This window comes from Shewanella sp. 10N.286.52.E4 (assembly GCF_041468785.1).
GTDB lineage: Bacteria > Pseudomonadota > Gammaproteobacteria > Enterobacterales > Shewanellaceae > Shewanella > Shewanella electrodiphila.
Window position 1 is genome coordinate 63,415 of sequence record NZ_JBFRJJ010000011.1, and the last position, 16,135, is coordinate 79,549.

The 16,135-nt window shown below is 40.8% G+C and carries 15 protein-coding genes; 8 read left to right on the plus strand and 7 right to left on the minus strand.

The window, feature by feature from the left end:
• Positions 1-99: 99 nt before the first annotated feature.
• The 6 genes from AB4153_RS06340 to pspF all read right to left on the minus strand — a co-directional run bounded on the left by AB4153_RS06340 (position 100) and on the right by pspF (position 6,614).
• Entirely contained in the window at positions 100-885 is a 786-nt protein-coding gene (locus tag AB4153_RS06340) for an ATP-binding cassette domain-containing protein (RefSeq protein ID WP_303516634.1), read from the minus strand.
• The gene (locus AB4153_RS06345) at positions 866-1,873 is read right to left on the minus strand and encodes an oligopeptide/dipeptide ABC transporter ATP-binding protein (RefSeq protein ID WP_102528796.1); all 1,008 of its coding nucleotides are present in this window, start codon (positions 1,871-1,873) and stop codon (positions 866-868) included. The genes AB4153_RS06340 and AB4153_RS06345 overlap by 20 nt, the downstream gene beginning before the upstream one ends.
• Before the next feature lie 3 nt (positions 1,874-1,876).
• Positions 1,877-2,767, minus strand: coding sequence for an ABC transporter permease subunit (locus tag AB4153_RS06350; RefSeq protein ID WP_102528795.1), 891 nt, complete (start codon positions 2,765-2,767; stop codon positions 1,877-1,879).
• The gene (locus AB4153_RS06355; protein WP_102528794.1) at positions 2,757-3,785 is read right to left on the minus strand and encodes an ABC transporter permease; all 1,029 of its coding nucleotides are present in this window, start codon (positions 3,783-3,785) and stop codon (positions 2,757-2,759) included. The genes AB4153_RS06350 and AB4153_RS06355 overlap by 11 nt, the downstream gene beginning before the upstream one ends.
• Positions 3,785-5,413 (minus strand): ABC transporter substrate-binding protein, encoded by a 1,629-nt coding sequence (locus AB4153_RS06360; protein WP_303516630.1) that lies wholly within the window; start codon positions 5,411-5,413, stop codon positions 3,785-3,787. The genes AB4153_RS06355 and AB4153_RS06360 overlap by 1 nt, the downstream gene beginning before the upstream one ends.
• A 73-nt stretch (positions 5,414-5,486) precedes the next feature.
• The gene (gene pspF, locus AB4153_RS06365) at positions 5,487-6,614 is read right to left on the minus strand and encodes a phage shock protein operon transcriptional activator (protein ID WP_371996753.1); all 1,128 of its coding nucleotides are present in this window, start codon (positions 6,612-6,614) and stop codon (positions 5,487-5,489) included.
• 178 nt (positions 6,615-6,792) lie between these two features.
• Here pspF and pspA point away from each other — a divergent pair, with 178 nt between their 5' ends.
• From pspA to AB4153_RS06395, 6 genes are all read left to right on the plus strand, one after another.
• On the plus strand, positions 6,793-7,488 hold the full coding sequence (gene pspA, locus AB4153_RS06370; protein ID WP_102528791.1) for a phage shock protein PspA: 696 nt from the start codon (positions 6,793-6,795) through the stop codon (positions 7,486-7,488).
• 19 nt (positions 7,489-7,507) lie between these two features.
• On the plus strand, positions 7,508-7,747 hold the full coding sequence (pspB, locus tag AB4153_RS06375; RefSeq protein ID WP_102528790.1) for an envelope stress response membrane protein PspB: 240 nt from the start codon (positions 7,508-7,510) through the stop codon (positions 7,745-7,747).
• Positions 7,734-8,129: an envelope stress response membrane protein PspC gene (pspC, locus tag AB4153_RS06380; RefSeq protein ID WP_102528789.1), complete on the plus strand. Its 396-nt coding sequence runs from the start codon at positions 7,734-7,736 to the stop codon at positions 8,127-8,129. Before pspB ends, pspC begins: the two co-directional genes overlap by 14 nt.
• 204 nt (positions 8,130-8,333) lie before the next feature.
• Positions 8,334-9,776, plus strand: a complete 1,443-nt coding sequence (locus tag AB4153_RS06385) for a YcjX family protein (RefSeq protein WP_371996754.1) — start codon at positions 8,334-8,336, stop codon at positions 9,774-9,776.
• Positions 9,776-10,870 (plus strand): TIGR01620 family protein, encoded by a 1,095-nt coding sequence (locus AB4153_RS06390; protein ID WP_371996755.1) that lies wholly within the window; start codon positions 9,776-9,778, stop codon positions 10,868-10,870. The genes AB4153_RS06385 and AB4153_RS06390 overlap by 1 nt, the downstream gene beginning before the upstream one ends.
• 186 nt (positions 10,871-11,056) lie before the next feature.
• Entirely contained in the window at positions 11,057-11,395 is a 339-nt protein-coding gene (locus AB4153_RS06395) for a helix-hairpin-helix domain-containing protein (protein ID WP_229368416.1), read from the plus strand.
• 114 nt (positions 11,396-11,509) lie between these two features.
• On the opposite strand, the gene AB4153_RS06400 is transcribed toward AB4153_RS06395, so the two are convergent.
• A complete protein-coding gene (locus AB4153_RS06400; protein ID WP_371996756.1) occupies positions 11,510-12,247 on the minus strand; it encodes a YciK family oxidoreductase in 738 nt (245 codons plus the stop codon).
• A 259-nt stretch (positions 12,248-12,506) separates the two neighbouring features.
• Between AB4153_RS06400 and AB4153_RS06405 the strand changes: the two genes are divergently transcribed.
• Together AB4153_RS06405 and sohB are read left to right on the plus strand one after the other, a co-directional pair.
• A complete protein-coding gene (locus AB4153_RS06405) occupies positions 12,507-14,996 on the plus strand; it encodes a VolA/Pla-1 family phospholipase (RefSeq protein ID WP_371996757.1) in 2,490 nt (829 codons plus the stop codon).
• A gap of 121 nt (positions 14,997-15,117) precedes the next feature.
• Positions 15,118-16,131, plus strand: a complete 1,014-nt coding sequence (gene sohB, locus AB4153_RS06410; protein WP_198589587.1) for a protease SohB — start codon at positions 15,118-15,120, stop codon at positions 16,129-16,131.
• The last annotated feature ends 4 nt before the right edge of the window (positions 16,132-16,135 follow it).

A 16,135-nucleotide genomic window follows, 5' to 3' on the forward strand; every position in this document is an offset into this window, starting at 1 on the left:
GTTTCTTCCTTTAACAATGGCCCTAGGATAAATAGTTAGCCGCCGAAATGGCACTCATTTTTGTTAAAAATGGCCATTTAACTCAGTGGTTGGAGCAGTTTAGCGTTTTGCCGAGAGCTGAGTTTGCTCTGCAATTAATCTGCGAGTGTATTCATGTTGTGGATTTTCGAACAGCTCTTCAGTGGTGTTTTTCTCAACCATGACCCCTTTTTTAAGCACCATAACTTTGTCACTGAAGTGTCTGACCACATTTAAATTGTGAGTCACAAAAATATAAGATAAGCCCATTTCTTTTTGTAATTTGAGCAATAAATTTAAAATTTGCGACCGTACTGATAAATCTAGTGATGTTAGCGCTTCATCAGCAATAATAATCTTGGGGTTTAACATTAAAGCGCGTCCCACAGCGACACGTTGTTTTTGTCCTTCCGATATCATATGCGGATAAAAGCTGGCATGTTCTGGAAGTAAGCCCACTTTACGTAGGATATCAGTCACTTGTGCTTTTCGTTCAGCACTTGTCATATCGGTATTAAAGCGTAAAGGTTCTTCAAGTAATGCACCAATGGTCAATCGTGGATTGAGGGAGGTGTTAGGGTCTTGGAAAATCATACGAATTAAATGACAGCGTTGCTTTAAATTACGCGCTTCTAGCTCTTCGCCTTCATATTCGATCGTACCAGTAGAACGAGACTCTGCACCAACTAGAATTCTTGCCAAGGTACTTTTTCCTGAACTTACTTGGCCAACAATAGCTAAGGTTTGGCCTCGTTCAAGCTCAAAAGATACAGTTGAAAGCGCTTGATTATACTGCGCTTTAAAACGCTTATAACCAATAAAGTATCGCTTGCTGAGCTCAGTGACATTAAGTAATGGCGTCGTCATCTTCTATCTCATTGTTATATGGGAAGTGGCAAGCAAAATAGCGATCTTTTTCATGGGCTAAATTGGGCTGAATAACACATTCTCTTTGCGCATCAGGACAACGAGGGCCTAAGCGACAACCCGCTGGTAAATGTTGCAATGACGGCGAGGAACCCTGCAAAGAAGGCAAATAGGATTTATGGCGCATTTTACCAGTGTGTTCAGGTAAGTTTTTAAATAGGGCCTTGGTATAAGGGTGATAAGGTTTTGTCAGTAGCTCCGAAACTGGGCCAGACTCCATAATTTGACCGCTATATAAAATACTGATGCGATCACACCATTTAACCAAGGTTTCTAATTCATGACTCACAAGTAAAATAGACACGTTTTGCAATTGATTGAGTTGTGACAGTAACCGAAAAATTTGCGCTTGAGTACTCAGTTCCATGGAATTAGTCGGTTCATCGGCAATTAATAGTCTTGGATGGTTTGCAACAGCCATAGCAATCATGACTTTTTGGCACTCGCCTTCAGTGAGTTCCCATGGGTAGCTTTTCATAATGGCTTTAGGTTTTTTAATCCCCACTTTATGAAGCCATTTTTGAGCGGTTAAATGGGTATCTTTAGAACGACGCCAAAAAGGCACCGCTTTATTTGGCGTTAAAGACTCTATTAGCTGACTGCCGATGGTTTTAACCGGGTCTAAACTGCCTGAAGGGTCTTGAAAAATCATCGTCATATCAGTGCCCATTAAGTTTCGGCGCTGTTTAGATGTCATTTCAAGTAGGTTTTGCCCATCCCACATCATACGGTCTGCGATGATATTCCAGTTTGGCCCTAAAACACCGAGTACCGCTTTCGCTAATAAACTGCGGCCAGAACCTGATTCACCGACTAGCCCATGCACTTCACCTGGGTTAATGGTTAAGCTGACTTTTTCAAGCACTTTGACTGTGCCTTGTGGAGTATCCAGCTCAATGGTGAGGTTTCTGATATCAAGTAATGGCATAGGTTAATTTCTTATCGGCGCTAACGCCGAGCGTAATCCGTCACCCACTAAATTGATGGATAACACCGTAAATAAAATGGCAAGCCCTGGAATTGTAATTGTCCAAGGTGCAATAAGCAGGCTACTTAAACCTTGATAAATCATTGACCCCCACTCAGAACTGGGTGCTTGTGCACCTAAATTCAAGAAGCCTAAGGCTGCAATATCCAAAATCGCAACTGAAATAGCAATGGTGGTTTGAATGATAACCACATCCCACACATTAGGCATGATCACATACCAAAATATCTGGATTTGGCTAGCACCATCAAGTTTAGCGGCTGTAACGTATTCTTTTTGTAACTCTTCATGCACAGCTTGATGAATCGCGCGAACAAATTGTGGGGTTAAGGCAATACCCACAGCCCAAAACACATTTGATAGCCCTGGACCTGTGACTGCGACCACTAAAATAGCTAACAATAGAGATGGAATTGACAGCAATGCATCTAATAAATGGCCTAAAATACTCGACTTTAAGCCGCGCATCATTCCTGACAACGAGCCAATAATGAAACCAACAACAAGGGCGCATACCACGACGATTAATGACATCCCAAAAGTGAGCCTGACGCCATGTAAAATTCGACTAAATAAATCACGGCCTAAATCGTCGGTGCCTAAAAAGTGCGAAACATGACCTGCTTGATCCCAAGATGGGGGCAGTAAAATCGCATCTGGATTTTGTAACTCTGGCTGAAAAGGGGCGAGCAATGGACCTAAAATAACCAGAAGTAATAGAAATATCACCGCCCATAAACCTGCAACTGCAAAAGGGTTAGATGCAAAAGCATGCCATAACTGCCCAAGCGGTGAGTCTATTTGTTCTTCTTGGTAGAGTTTTTTAATCGGCATACAGTTCTTTCCTATTAATGGGATTAATAGTGGTATGCAGTAATTCAATCATAATACTCAAAAAGATAATTAATAATGAAACCGACAAGATACCTGCTTGGATCACGGTGTAATCTCGTTGATATATAGCATTAATCAACCAAGAACCGACTCCAGGCCAAGCAAATATTACTTCGACAATAATGCCGTAACTTGCAAATGAGCCAAGCATTAAACCGAATGCTTTTAACACTGGAATAAGCGCATTGGGCAGGGCATGTCTGATTAGAATACGGTATGTACTTAACCCTCTGGCCTCTGCAGCACGGATATAGGTTTGAGTCATGACGGTCACCATAGCTTGGCGGGTGATCCGGATAACCACAGTAAAAGGCAATACGGCTAAGGTGACAGCAGGCAGTATGATATGCAGTAAAGCATCTTTAAACGCCGACATGCTGTAACTTGACTCAGATAACAATGTATCTATCAACATAATACGAGTGACGGGCTCTATTTCATATAATAGGTTAATTTGACCAGAAATCGGTAACCATTCTAATTGCACACCAAACCAAAGAGCGAGGGTTAACCCAAGCCAAAATACTGGAATGGAATAGCCGGTTAAGGTAATGGCTAAAATACTACGCTGCACTGATTTACTGGAACTAAGCGAGGCTAACACCCCTAACGGTACGCCGAAGAAGACTGCAATACAGCCAGCAAATAATGATAGTTCAAATGATGCAGGTAATACGGCACTTAACTCTTCAGCCACATCTTGCTGTGAGTTAACTGAAATACCTAAATTTCCTGATAATCTTTGTGTTACATAGGCATAAAACTGACTGAACTGGTTTTTATCTAATTTGTAGTCTTCAACAGTTTGAACTTGTTGTTCTTCGGTAGGGAACTGAATACCGGTAAGCGCATAGCCTTTTTCTACAGGAAACATGCCCGTTGCAAAAAATAATACCGCCATCATTACTATGGATGTAGCAATAAAAAGGTTCAGTCGTCTTATAAGATAGCGCCACATTAAGGTTGAACCTCCTGTTTAATCAGCTCAACACCGGAAAATGACATACCACCGTATGGATTGACATTTTTAATGCTCACGTTGGTATTTTTCAGCAGTAGCTTTTGGGCGTGCGCGATATTGACCAAAGGTACTTGCTCATGAATGATTTTCTCGGCCTGTTTGTAAAGCTTTTTTCGTTCTGGCTTGGAAAGCGTCTCTTTAGCTTGTGATAACAAAGTATCAAGTTCTGTAGAACACCAGCGGGAGCGATTGTTATTGGACTCAAGTGCGCTGCAACTTAACAGTGGCGTAAAAAAGTTATCTGGGTCGGTGTTGTCAGCATTCCAACCAATGAGTACAGAGTCGTATTCACTGGAAATAAGTTTCTGCGTGAATACACTCCAATCGTAACTGACGATGTTAACCGTTACGCCGATATTCGCTAAATCCGCTTGAATGAGCTCAGCGGTTTTAAGCGCATTAGGGTTATAAATTCTGACGACAGGCATCGCCCAAATATCAAAGCTTAAATTTGTGACGCCAGCTTCTTTTAACAAACGTTTAGCTTCTTCGGGATCGTAATGCTTGGCGTCTTCTGTTTCTGTATAAGCCCAAGATGCGGGTGGCAACATGCCCGAAGCGGCAACGGCAGTGTCATGATAAACCACATTGAGAATGTTTTGTTTGTCTACAGCGTGGGCCAAAGCATGACGCACTCTGACATCATCCAACGGTGGTTTTTGGGTGTTGAATGCCCAAAATGCTACGTTTAAACCTGGCTTAGTACGTAACTCAAGGTGCTTATGTTTGTTTATGACAGCAAGTTCATTGGCTTTGGGTAGTGCGGAGACTTGGCAATCTCGAGTAATGATTTTAGCCAGTCTTGCTTCACTTTTACGAGTGATATCAAAAACGAGTAAATCAATCTTGGCTTGTTCCCCCCAATAGTACTGATTACGTTTGAAGCGTATATATTCGTTTTTAGCATATTCAGCTAAATAAAATGGCCCTGTACCAATGGCAAAGTAGTCGATATTTTCAGGTGTGCCAGCTGCCAGTTGTTGTGCAGCGTATTCAGCGGATAATATAACGGCAAAGTCGGTGGCAAGGTTAGATAAAAATGACGCATCTTTATTGGCAAGATGGAACACAACTTCGTAATCATTAATTTTTTCAATTTTGCTTACTAAATTAGCAAAATCAATACTTTGAAAAAAAGGATAACCGGTTCTGCTTACTAAATGATATGGATGTTCTGTATTGATAATGCGTGCAAAAGAAAAGATGACATCATCAGCGTTAAAGTTGCGAGATGGACTAAACAAACTGTTGTAGTGGAATTGTACATCTTGGCGCAGTGTGAATCGATATTGCAGCCCATCATCTGATACCGCCCAATTTGTCGCGAGTGCGGCGCTATAGTCAGATGAGTCATCATTGTAATCAATTAAACGATTATAGAGTTGATTAGAGCTAGCATCGATGGTGGTGCCAGATGTAATGAGCTGCGGATTAAAGGTTTCAGGATTACCTTCTGAGCAATACACAATCCCAGATGGAACATTGAGCTCACCACAAGCTGTTACTAAAAAAGATAGTAAGCAAAGTAATGCTAAGGGATTCCAACGTTCTCTAATCACACGCATTTTTTTATCATTCAATTTTTAGGCTGTAAACGACTATTTTAGCAGTGTTAATAACTTAGGAGCAAATATCATCTTAAGCCTTTTCCAATAAGTTGTACTTTTTCAAAATACCGCGCAACTGGTGATAGCTTAATCCGAGTAACTCTGCGGTTTTCTTTTGATTATATTGACTCTCCGCCAAGGCTTTCTTTAATAGTTCAACTTCATAGTTTTCTGTATGATCTTTAAAGTTGATAGGGAAACTAAACTGGCTATTGAGTTGGCTTGTTTGATGTTGAGTTCCTTCTGCACTGCTTGCTGAGCTTGTATTACTGTCCTCAGGGCTATTACTTTCATTTGGCGCTGCACTGCCATGTGATTCTGCACTAGAAGTCGCTGGGGCTTGTCTTTCTCGGGTTTTTACTCGACCAGTTGGTCGATAAGGGGAGGCAAATGGATCGAGAATAATATGGTCAATTTCATCACCGTCAGATCCTCGGCGATAAACGCTTCGCTCAACCACGTTTTTAAGTTCACGAATATTACCCGGCCAGCGGTGCGACATTAATTGCTCAATTGCGATGGGACTAAATCCACCGAAAAAATCTAAATTCAGCTGTCTTGCCATACTGATAGCAAAATATTCAGCTAAAGGCATAATGTCTTCTGTTCTGCATCTAAGCGGCGGTAGCGTGATTACATCGAATGCAAGTCTATCGAGTAAATCGGCGCGGAACTCACCATTTTCAGCGAGTGAAGGTAAATCTTCATTGGCAGCACAGACGAGTCGAACATTAGTTTGTACTGTTTTACTGCCGCCAACACGTTCAAACTCACCATATTCAATGACACGTAATAACTTTTCTTGAATTAACCCTGAAGTGTTAGCAAGTTCGTCTAAAAATAGTGTGCCGTCATCTGCACGTTCAAATCGACCTTCATGTTTTCCTTTCGCGCCAGTAAAAGCGCCAGACTCATGGCCAAATAATTCGCTTTCTAGTAAAGATTCACTTAAGGATGAACAATTGAGCTTAATAAACTCTTGATCCCATCTGGCAGATAGATAATGTAGACGTTCTGCGATAAGTTCTTTACCAGTACCACGTTCGCCGATGATTAAAACCGGCTTAGATAGTGGGGCAACTTTAGACACATGTTCCAGTACTTCTAATAAAGCATTGGATTGTCCGATAAGATTGTCTTGCTCAAATTGTCTAGTCACTGTAATTTTTAGTCTAATACGCTAACAAGTGGTGAAAATCATAATAGTTGGCTAGCGCTTTAAAATAAAGAAAAAGTTAATATTTTGGTTAACTTGTTGAAAATAAACATATATGAAAAGTTGGCACGGCTTGTGAATAGTAATATTCGACATTAACAAAATATTTGAGGGACACATTATGGGAATCTTCTCACGCTTTGCAGACATCATTAATTCGAACATCAGTGCTTTACTAGATAAAGCTGAAGATCCAGAAAAAATGGTTCGTCTGATTATTCAGGAAATGGAAGACACGTTAGTTGAGGTTCGTTCAACTTCTGCCAAAGTGTTAGCAGAAAAGAAAGAACTACTGCGTCGTATTAGCCGAGTGCAAGAGCAAGTTATCGATTGGCAAGCAAAAGCAGAATTAGCTTTATCGAAAGATAGAGAAGATTTAGCAAAAGCTGCATTAATTGAAAAACAGAAAACAGTCACCATTCTAGAAACATTAGAAATGGAACTGCAAGTAGTTGAAGAGCATATTGCCCGTCTTAAGCAAGAAGTTGAGCAACTACAAGAAAAGCTTAATGATGCTAGAGCTCGTCAGAAAACCATCATTATGCGTAAGCAAACTGCAACTTCACGTTTAGAAGTGAAAAAGCAGTTAGATTCAAGCAAAATTGATGACGCGATGGTGAAGTTTGAGAATTATGAGCGTCGTGTTGAAGGCTTAGAGTCACAAGTTGAAGCTTATGATATCGGTAAGAAAAATAATCTTGCAGATGAGTTTGCTGCATTAGAAGCTGAAGACTCAGTCAACGAAGAATTAGAGGCTTTAAAAGCAAAAGTTAAAGCTAAATCAACAACTAAAACAACTACTAAATCAAGTAAGTAAACTTTTTCAGAGGTGAGTTATGGATATGGATCTTCTTATTGCCCCAATTATTATTTTTCTTGTGATTGTGGCGCCTATCTGGTTGGTTCTTCATTATCGCAGTAAGCGACAAGTGAGCCAGGGGCTCACTGAGGCAGAGTTTACACAACTGAACGAACTGATTGCCCAAGCTGATAAAATGGGCCAGCGAATCGAAACATTGGAAGCTATTTTAGACACGGAAGCACCAGAGTGGAGGGGAAAACATGAGCAAGGCTAACGGTCGTACATTATACCGAATCCCCAAAGCGGGTAAAATTTCAGGAGTTTGCGCAGGGATTGCCGACTACTTTAATTTTGAAACCTGGTTAGTACGTGTTATTGCGGTATCAATCTTTTTAGTGGGTGGTTCTGGACCAATATTAATCATCTACATTGCATTATGGTTAATTTTGGACAGCAAGGTTGAGGAGGTGACGACAAAACCGCACCATAAAGATATTGAAGTGAAGAAAAAAGTTTGGCAAGCAGGTGAGCCAGCTAAACGCGCACTTCATGAAGTAAACAGTCAGTTCTATGCGCTTGAGATTAGATTACAACGTTTAGAGCGCCACGTGACTTCAGATAATTTCGATTTGAAACATGAAATTAATAATCTGTAATCTTGTTCAATCTGCTGTAAGTAGGCTCTTTCTAACCAGAGCAACTAAAATCCAATGGGCGGTATCCCGCCCTTGATTTTTTCCTTTCCTGCCTAAATGTTATAGTAATCAGCACAGCAATAACTCCCCAAAATGATCACCAACACTTTTTTGAAATACTTTTTGTATAAGAGTTGGTTTTTAACAGATAACTTGAGATAAATTATGAGCTTTATTGATCGTTCAATCAGTAAAATTTCCAAAAAAACGCATCAATTAGTGCATCGTAGCACCGATAGACATGTGCGTTTAGCTGTAACGGGGTTATCTGGCGCGGGTAAAACTGCTTTTATTACTGGGCTGGTCAATCAAATGCTTCATGCTGGCAGTAACGTTAAACAAAACCCTTTACCGCTATGGCAAGTCTCAAGGGATAATCGGCTTATTGGTATTAAACGCACTATGCAGCCAGACCTAGCCATAGCAAGTTTTGATTATCAAGGTGGGATGAATGCTCTGACTTCATCTCCTGCGACTTGGCCAGCTTCAACACGTAATATTTCCGAGCTCCGTTTAGCGATAAAATATCGTCCCAGAAAGGGCATATTAGCCAAAATATCAGATACGGCGACTTTATATGTCGATATTGTTGACTACCCAGGTGAATGGTTGTTGGATTTACCTATGTTGAAGCAAAGCTACGTTGAATGGGTAGCGGGCCAACTTGAAGTGAAAAACCGCTTAAGACATTCGCCATATTTTTCTGCTTTTGAGGACGCGATTAACGCACTTAATTTAGCGGAGGTGGCAGATGAACATAAGTTAAAGCAAGTTGCCGATTTATATCAAACTTTACTCATTGATATGGTGAACAAGCAAGGTTTCTACCTTGCTCAGCCAGGGAGAATGTTATTACCAGGCGAGTTTGCTGATACGCCATTGTTAGCCTTTTTCCCATTGGTTAATTTATCTTTAGAGCAACTCACTGAGCTTGAAACGTCACCAGATGACAGTTATTACCAAGTATTAAAAAAACGCTATCAGGAATATGTAACAGTCGTGGTTAAGCCTTTTTATCGCGATTATTTTGCAAGCTTTGACCGTCAATTGGTGCTGGTGGATTGCTTCAATGGGCTAAATAGCGGTAAAGAACAATTTGAAGATATGGGGAATGCGTTAAATAGCATTGTTGAAAGTTTTCATTTTGGTCAATCGAGCTTATTAAAGCGTTTGTTCTCGCCGAAAATCGATAAATTATTATTTGCGGCAAGTAAAGTGGATAGGGTGACGCGCGATCAACAAAGCCAAGTACTGAGCTTATTGACCGATATGCTTAAACATAGTCAACATTTCGCCAATTATGAAGGCTGTGAAGTAGAGACCATGGCTATTAGTGCAATTAAAGCAACACAGCACGGTATGGTAAATACCTCATCTGGCGAGCAAGAAGTGGTTCGCGGTATCGATGAAAATCATAATATGTTGACTATTTTTCCTGGTGAAGTACCGCAATCATTACCAGAAAATGCATTTTGGCAAAAGCAGGGCTTCAACTTTGTTTCGTTTAATCCGCCTAAATTGAATAACAACGCGACGTCAGATCCACGCTTTGAACATATTCGATTAGATCACTTACTGCAGTTTTTACTGGGGGATAAATTACAATAATGAAGCCATCTCAATCGAACCATTCAAGTGATAACGAATCAATGCAGCAAACTAAATTAAAGCAGCAGCAAGTATTTGCGTCTGAAACTACAGAAGAGCCTCAAGTCAAACCGAGTCAGTCTTACGACGAGGTTGAGTTTCAGTGTGAATTAGCCTTAGCTGAGATAGTAGAGGACATTGATGTTATTGAGCCTGCAAGGTCAGCTAAACGTTGGTCGCCATTGGCGAAGCTTTCTTTAGTTGGCATAAGTTTAGCTGTGATTGTACAAACCTTACTAGGGCTGCATGCTGCTTTTTTACAAAGCCCGTGGTTATTTGGTTTTTATGCCTCGGTGACAGGTGTGATCCTTGCTTGGGTCTCTACGATTACGTTGGCTGAATGGCGAAAATTAGTAAAATTAAAACATGTTGCCGATACTCAAGTTACTGGCGAGCGATTATCACAAAGTATGCAGCGAGGAGAGGCGGAAAAGTTTATATCGCCTTTATTATCTCAGTACCCAGAAAGTGCGGGGAAACAGCAATATAGCGCAATGAATACCAGTGAGCATAACGATGCTGAAATGGTGCTGCTGTTTGATGATTTAGTTGTTTCTGAGCTTGATGAAAAAGCTAAACAAATTGTTAGCCGGTATGCTGCAGAGTCAGCGTTATTACTGGCTGCTAGTCCATTGGCTGTTTTAGATATGGCGATTATTCTATGGCGTAACCAACGAATGATTAATGCTATCGCTGATATTTATGGTATCGAATTAGGGTATTGGAGCCGAATTAAGCTGATTAAAAGTATTATTGTTAATATCGTTTATGCTGGGACAACTGAAGTGGTTGCCGATCTCGGTACCCAACTACTATCTGTTGAAATGACAGGCAAGTTATCTGCAAGACTTGCACAAGGTCTTGGTGGCGGTTTACTGACTGCAAGATTGGGTTATCAAGCAATGACGTTATGTCGTCCTTTAAGTTTTAAAGAACAAAATAGACCTAAACTTGGCCAGATCCATCAACAATTATTAACTGAATTGAAAACGTTTTCTGCATCCATGATGCAAAAGAGTAAAGTTAAGTCTGCGTCAGAGACCCATAAAGACTAAGTTAAATTGAGTTTGATAATAAAAGTTGATTAATATTTGAACTATTTAGATTGTTGACTACAGTTTTATGACAGTGATTTTTCAGGGGCATCTTAAAGTGGCTTTGTCGCTTTGAAACTTTACTGAATTGACCGATCACGGATAGGGAAGAAGATCGGTTTTAAATAGGACTTAAAGGAGTTAACAATGAAACATCCATTTCTAATGGGCGTGATGTGCGCCTGCGTTTTATCTATTGGGATTTCACAGCCAAGCTTTGCAAAGGAAGCGACTGTAGCCAAACAAGCTCAAACTCAAGCTAAAACGACAAAAGCAGTTAATGATATCAAACTGACCAAAGTTAATATTAATAAAGCCAGTGCTGCTGAATTACAGCAATTAAAAGGCATTGGTGAATCTAAAGCTAAAGCGATTGTTGATTATCGTGCAAAGCATGGCAAATTCAGTAACCTTAAACAACTTAGCCAAGTATCGGGTGTCGGTGATAAATTAATTGAACAAAATGCGAAACAGATTAGCTTTTAATCAACTGATTAATTCGCAAAGTATCAATTAACAAAAAGGAGCCAGTGGCTCCTTTTTTATACTCATTTAAAATCAAATGATTTCAAATCTAATTTTCACAAAACTCAAAAACGACTATTGCGCATTTAACTGCTGTCCATTTATGTCAGCTGCATCATCGCTCATCAAATAAAGATAGGTTGGCATGATGTCTTCAGCTGTTTTTAATGTTGCAGGATCTTCGCCTGGATACGCTTTTGCGCGCATTTCTGTGCGCGTTGCACCTGGGTTGATGCTATTAACGCGAACACTTGTGCCTTCACACTCGTGAGCTAAAACTTGCATCATGCCTTCAGTTGCGAATTTTGAAAACGCATATGGGCCCCAGTAAGCACGACCTTGTCTGCCGACACTACTTGATGTAAACACTAATGAAGCAGAAGGTGCTGCTCGCATAATAGGCAGTAGTGCTTTAGTAAGGATCACTTGCGCAGTTACATTGATTTTCATTACATCTTCTAAAGATTCCAAATCAATGTGTTCGAATGGGCCTAATGCGCCTAATAAACTAGCGTTATGTAAAACGCCATCTAGGTGACCGAATTGCTCTGCAATGGTATCAGCCATGTCTTTATAATTTTGCTCAGTGGCACCTTTTAAATCCAATGGCACGATGGCAGGTTTTGGATAACCCGCTTGTTCTATTTCATCATAAACGGCTTCTAACTTGTTAACTGTTTTACCGAGCAAAATGACTGTAGCGCCATGTTTAGCAAAAGTAATTGCTGCAACACGGCCGATGCCAGCGCCAGCACCTGTGACAAGAATTGTTTTATTATTTAATGAATCTTTTTTAGCTTGATATTCCAACATGGTTCTATTTTTCCTTCGGCTGCAAAAGCACGTCAATTCTAGATTCGAACAAAAGATAAACGATCGTTTTAAACAAATGACTGATAAATGTTAACGTGTAGTACTTTTGCATGTAACAAATATGTAGCTAACTCAATAGTTTTACGTTAACTTGAGATGAGTTAAGGACAAAAATAAGTCCTTATGGTCATGTGTTTACGCTATTGTGACCAATTTTTGGGGAAATTAAAATTATTACAACAAGATTTGGGGAAAAAAGATGAAAAGACTCATATTGGGTGTTGCAATTGCATCTGCTCTTGGGCTTAGCGGCTGTAGTGAAGATAGTTCAAATGAAGCGAAGGATTCAGTCGAGCCACTCATTCCATTCTCTCAAGTGGTTTTCGACCCTGCAGCGGGTGATGTGCCACTGCCAAATGACCTTTTATTTAACGGCACTACAGATGGCACGTTAAATATTCCTGGTGAAGACGGTGTTGATTATGTCGACCCTTCATTAGCTCTTGGCGCATTAGATGGCTGGTCTACTAGCTCTCCAATATCGATTTCAGTCGATCTGCCAGAAGATAATAATGGTGTCATGCTCACTTTAGATGCAGCTTCTGTGTTCCAACCAGGTGCTGTGCGCATGTTTGAATCAACAGTTGGTGGAGCATTATCAACCGATCCAGAATGTGCTGCAGAATTAACGCTTTCAGCGTGTAAAGTTGGCGATGAACTTCAATTTGGGGTTGATTTTGTCGCACAGGCTTCTGGTAATAGCATCGCTATCGTGCCAATTAAACCGCTTAAATCAAACCAATCTTATATTTATGCCACTACCAGCCTGATCCAAGATTCTGCTGGTCGTGCGATAGAGCCATCAAGTACTTATAACTTACTTAAATTAGATATTGATACCGATCCGCTTGCAACCGACGAGCAGTTATTGCTTCAAGGTTTAGTTAACAGCTACGAAAAAGGTATTGCTGCCGAACACGGCGTTGATCCAGAAACGGTTTCTTATTCAGGTTTGTTTACCACTCAGTCAGTTGCTGATGTTTATGAAACCTCTAAATTGTTAATGGCTTCAAGCGATCCTTATAAGCCTGCATTTGTTCAACTGCCAATGCCGATGGATAATGGTTTCGGTGGTGTGGTGACTGTTGCACAAGCAGCTGGCTTAACTGAGGCTGACGGCTTAGCGTATGTGGTTTCAGATATTGCTGAAATTTATACCGCAGTTATTCGTCTGCCTATATTTGGTGATTGTTCATCTGTTAGTTGTGTTATTCCAATTGTTGATGGTGCGCCTACTGCGCCAAATGGCCGTTGGTTTGCTCAAGGTGATAGCCCTGTATCTGTATTACTCGCACTTGAAGCGGGTACGATGAGTGTTGCAAACTTCAGCTCACAAGCAGTTGCGCAGGGGGTTGACCCAGCCGCCGCATTGCAAAACCCAGCATTAATGGCAGGTAAGTCTTGGATGCTTGATGATGGCACAGATGCCGATACCACAAAGCATTTGACCAAGTTCAACCCAATCCCAGCGATCATGGGTTATGAAAATGTTAATGTTCAAATTACTTTGCCTAACGCAGCTAAATTAGCAGCATTCAGCGCGCAAGCGGGATTGCCTTTTGTCGCACCAACAAATGGTTGGCCAACGACGATGGCGCTGCATGGTCTTGGCGGTACTAAGCAAATGGCATTAGCTTATGCAGGTACATATGCTGCGGCAGGTATTGCAACGATTGCCATCGATATGCCTTTACATGGTGACCGTTCATACGATGCTACTGGCAACGGTGTTTATGATATCTCAGCAACCAGTGATGTATTTGGTCCTGCATACGCTAACGGTAACCCATTAGTGTTTGTTAACGTGGCAAGCACTTTAACCGTTCGTGATAATTTCCGCCAAGCAACATTAGATCATTTAGGTCTTCGTTTGTTACTAACCGGTATGTACACACAAATCGCGCAGGCTGGTGGGCAACAAGTATTTGATATCAGTAAAATCAGTGCTCAAGGTTTAAGCTTAGGTGGCATTGTTGGTACTACATTATCAACTTATGCATCTACTGGTTTAGTTGACCCAACAACAGGTACTGAATTACCTAATGCTTACGGTATTAATGCTGCTTCACTTGTTGCGCCGGCTGGTGGTTTAGCTGGCTCATTTGCAGGCTCACCAACATTTGGTCCTGTTTTGTTTGAAACAGTAACAGCTACAGCAGATTTCCAAGCATTGGTTGATGCGGCTAATACAGGTGGATTTGAACCTGGTACGCCTGAGTATGCTGCACTTGTGCAAGCGGTTTACGCTGAATTTATTCCTACCTTTGCATTCGCAGTGCAAACCGCGGTTGATTCAGCAGACCCAATTAACCATGGTGCAATGTTAGCTGAAACCCAATTGCCTGTTCATTTAATTGAAGTGGCGGGTGATGGTGCTGGTAACTTACCGGATCAAGTATTACCTAATAGTGTTGAAGGCTTCCCACTATCAGGGACAGAGCCTCTTATCTCTGCACTAGGTTTAGGTTGCGTTAGTTCAACTAATGCAGGTTCTGGCGCGGTGAGATTTGCTAAAGGTCATCACAGCTCGATTGTTAGCCCTGATGAAATTGATGGCGTAACAGATGGTATGGCTGCGCAAGCTACAGTTGAAATGCAATCTCAAGTAGCGGCATTTGCTAAGTCAGCAGGCTTAGGTGCAGCAACGATTCTTGTTGATAATGCAGATGTTATTGTACCTTGTAGCTAATTAATGATGTTTAATTGTTAATTGACTAAAAACCCAGCATTTGCTGGGTTTTTTATTGTCTACTAGCTTCAACTTCCTGCTAAGATAACCCACAATTATGTTTTTCTTTACGGAGTGTATTTTGGAGTTTTTATCTGAGTACGGCATGTTTTTAGCTAAAGCCGTCACGATTGTCGTTGCAATTCTTGCCGTTGTGATTGTTGTGCTTGCTAGCAGCATGAAGCAAAAAGCAGACAAAGGTGAGCTTAAGCTAACGGATGTCACTGACGAGTTAAAGCAGCTTGAAAAAGAGTTAAAAGAAGAGCTGTTTACTAAGAAGCAATTTAAGGCTTATGAAAAGCAATTAAAAGCTGATGATAAAGCGGCTGAGAAAGATGACACTTCTCCATCAAAAGTTTTTGTTATCGACTTTAAAGGTAGCATTGATGCCGGTGAAGTTGCTTCTTTACGTGAAGAAATTACTGCTATTTTAACCGTTGCTGATAAAGATGACCAAGTGTTGGTTAATGTTGAAAGTGGTGGCGGTATGGTGCATGGCTACGGTTTAGCATCAAGCCAATTAGATAGACTAAAACAAGCCCAAATTCCTTTGACTATCTGTATCGATAAAGTCGCTGCTAGTGGTGGTTATATGATGGCATGTGTGGCTGATAAAGTGTATGCAGCACCTTTTGCTATTGTAGGTTCAATTGGGGTTGTTGCGCAATTACCGAACTTTAGTCGACTATTGAAAAAGCATGATATTGATTACGAACAGCACACTGCTGGCGACTTTAAGCGTACATTGACTGTGTTTGGTGAAAACACGGATGAAGGTCGTGAGAAGTTTCAGGAAGAACTTGAAGAAACGCACGTGTTGTTTAAAGAGTTCGTCAGCAAATATCGTCCTGATATGGATATTGCTAAAGTCGCAACCGGTGAGCATTGGTACGGTCAGCAAGCGATTGAACTGGGTTTAGTCGATGCTATTTCTACCAGCGATGATGTTATTTTAGGCCTAGCTAAAGAACATCAAGTGATCAAAATTAAATATCAAATGAAAAAGAAGTTAGCAGATAAGATAGCACATGGTGCTTCGCTATCTGTTGATGGGGTTTTAAATCGTTTGATGGAGCGTGAAAACGCAGTTAAATAATTAA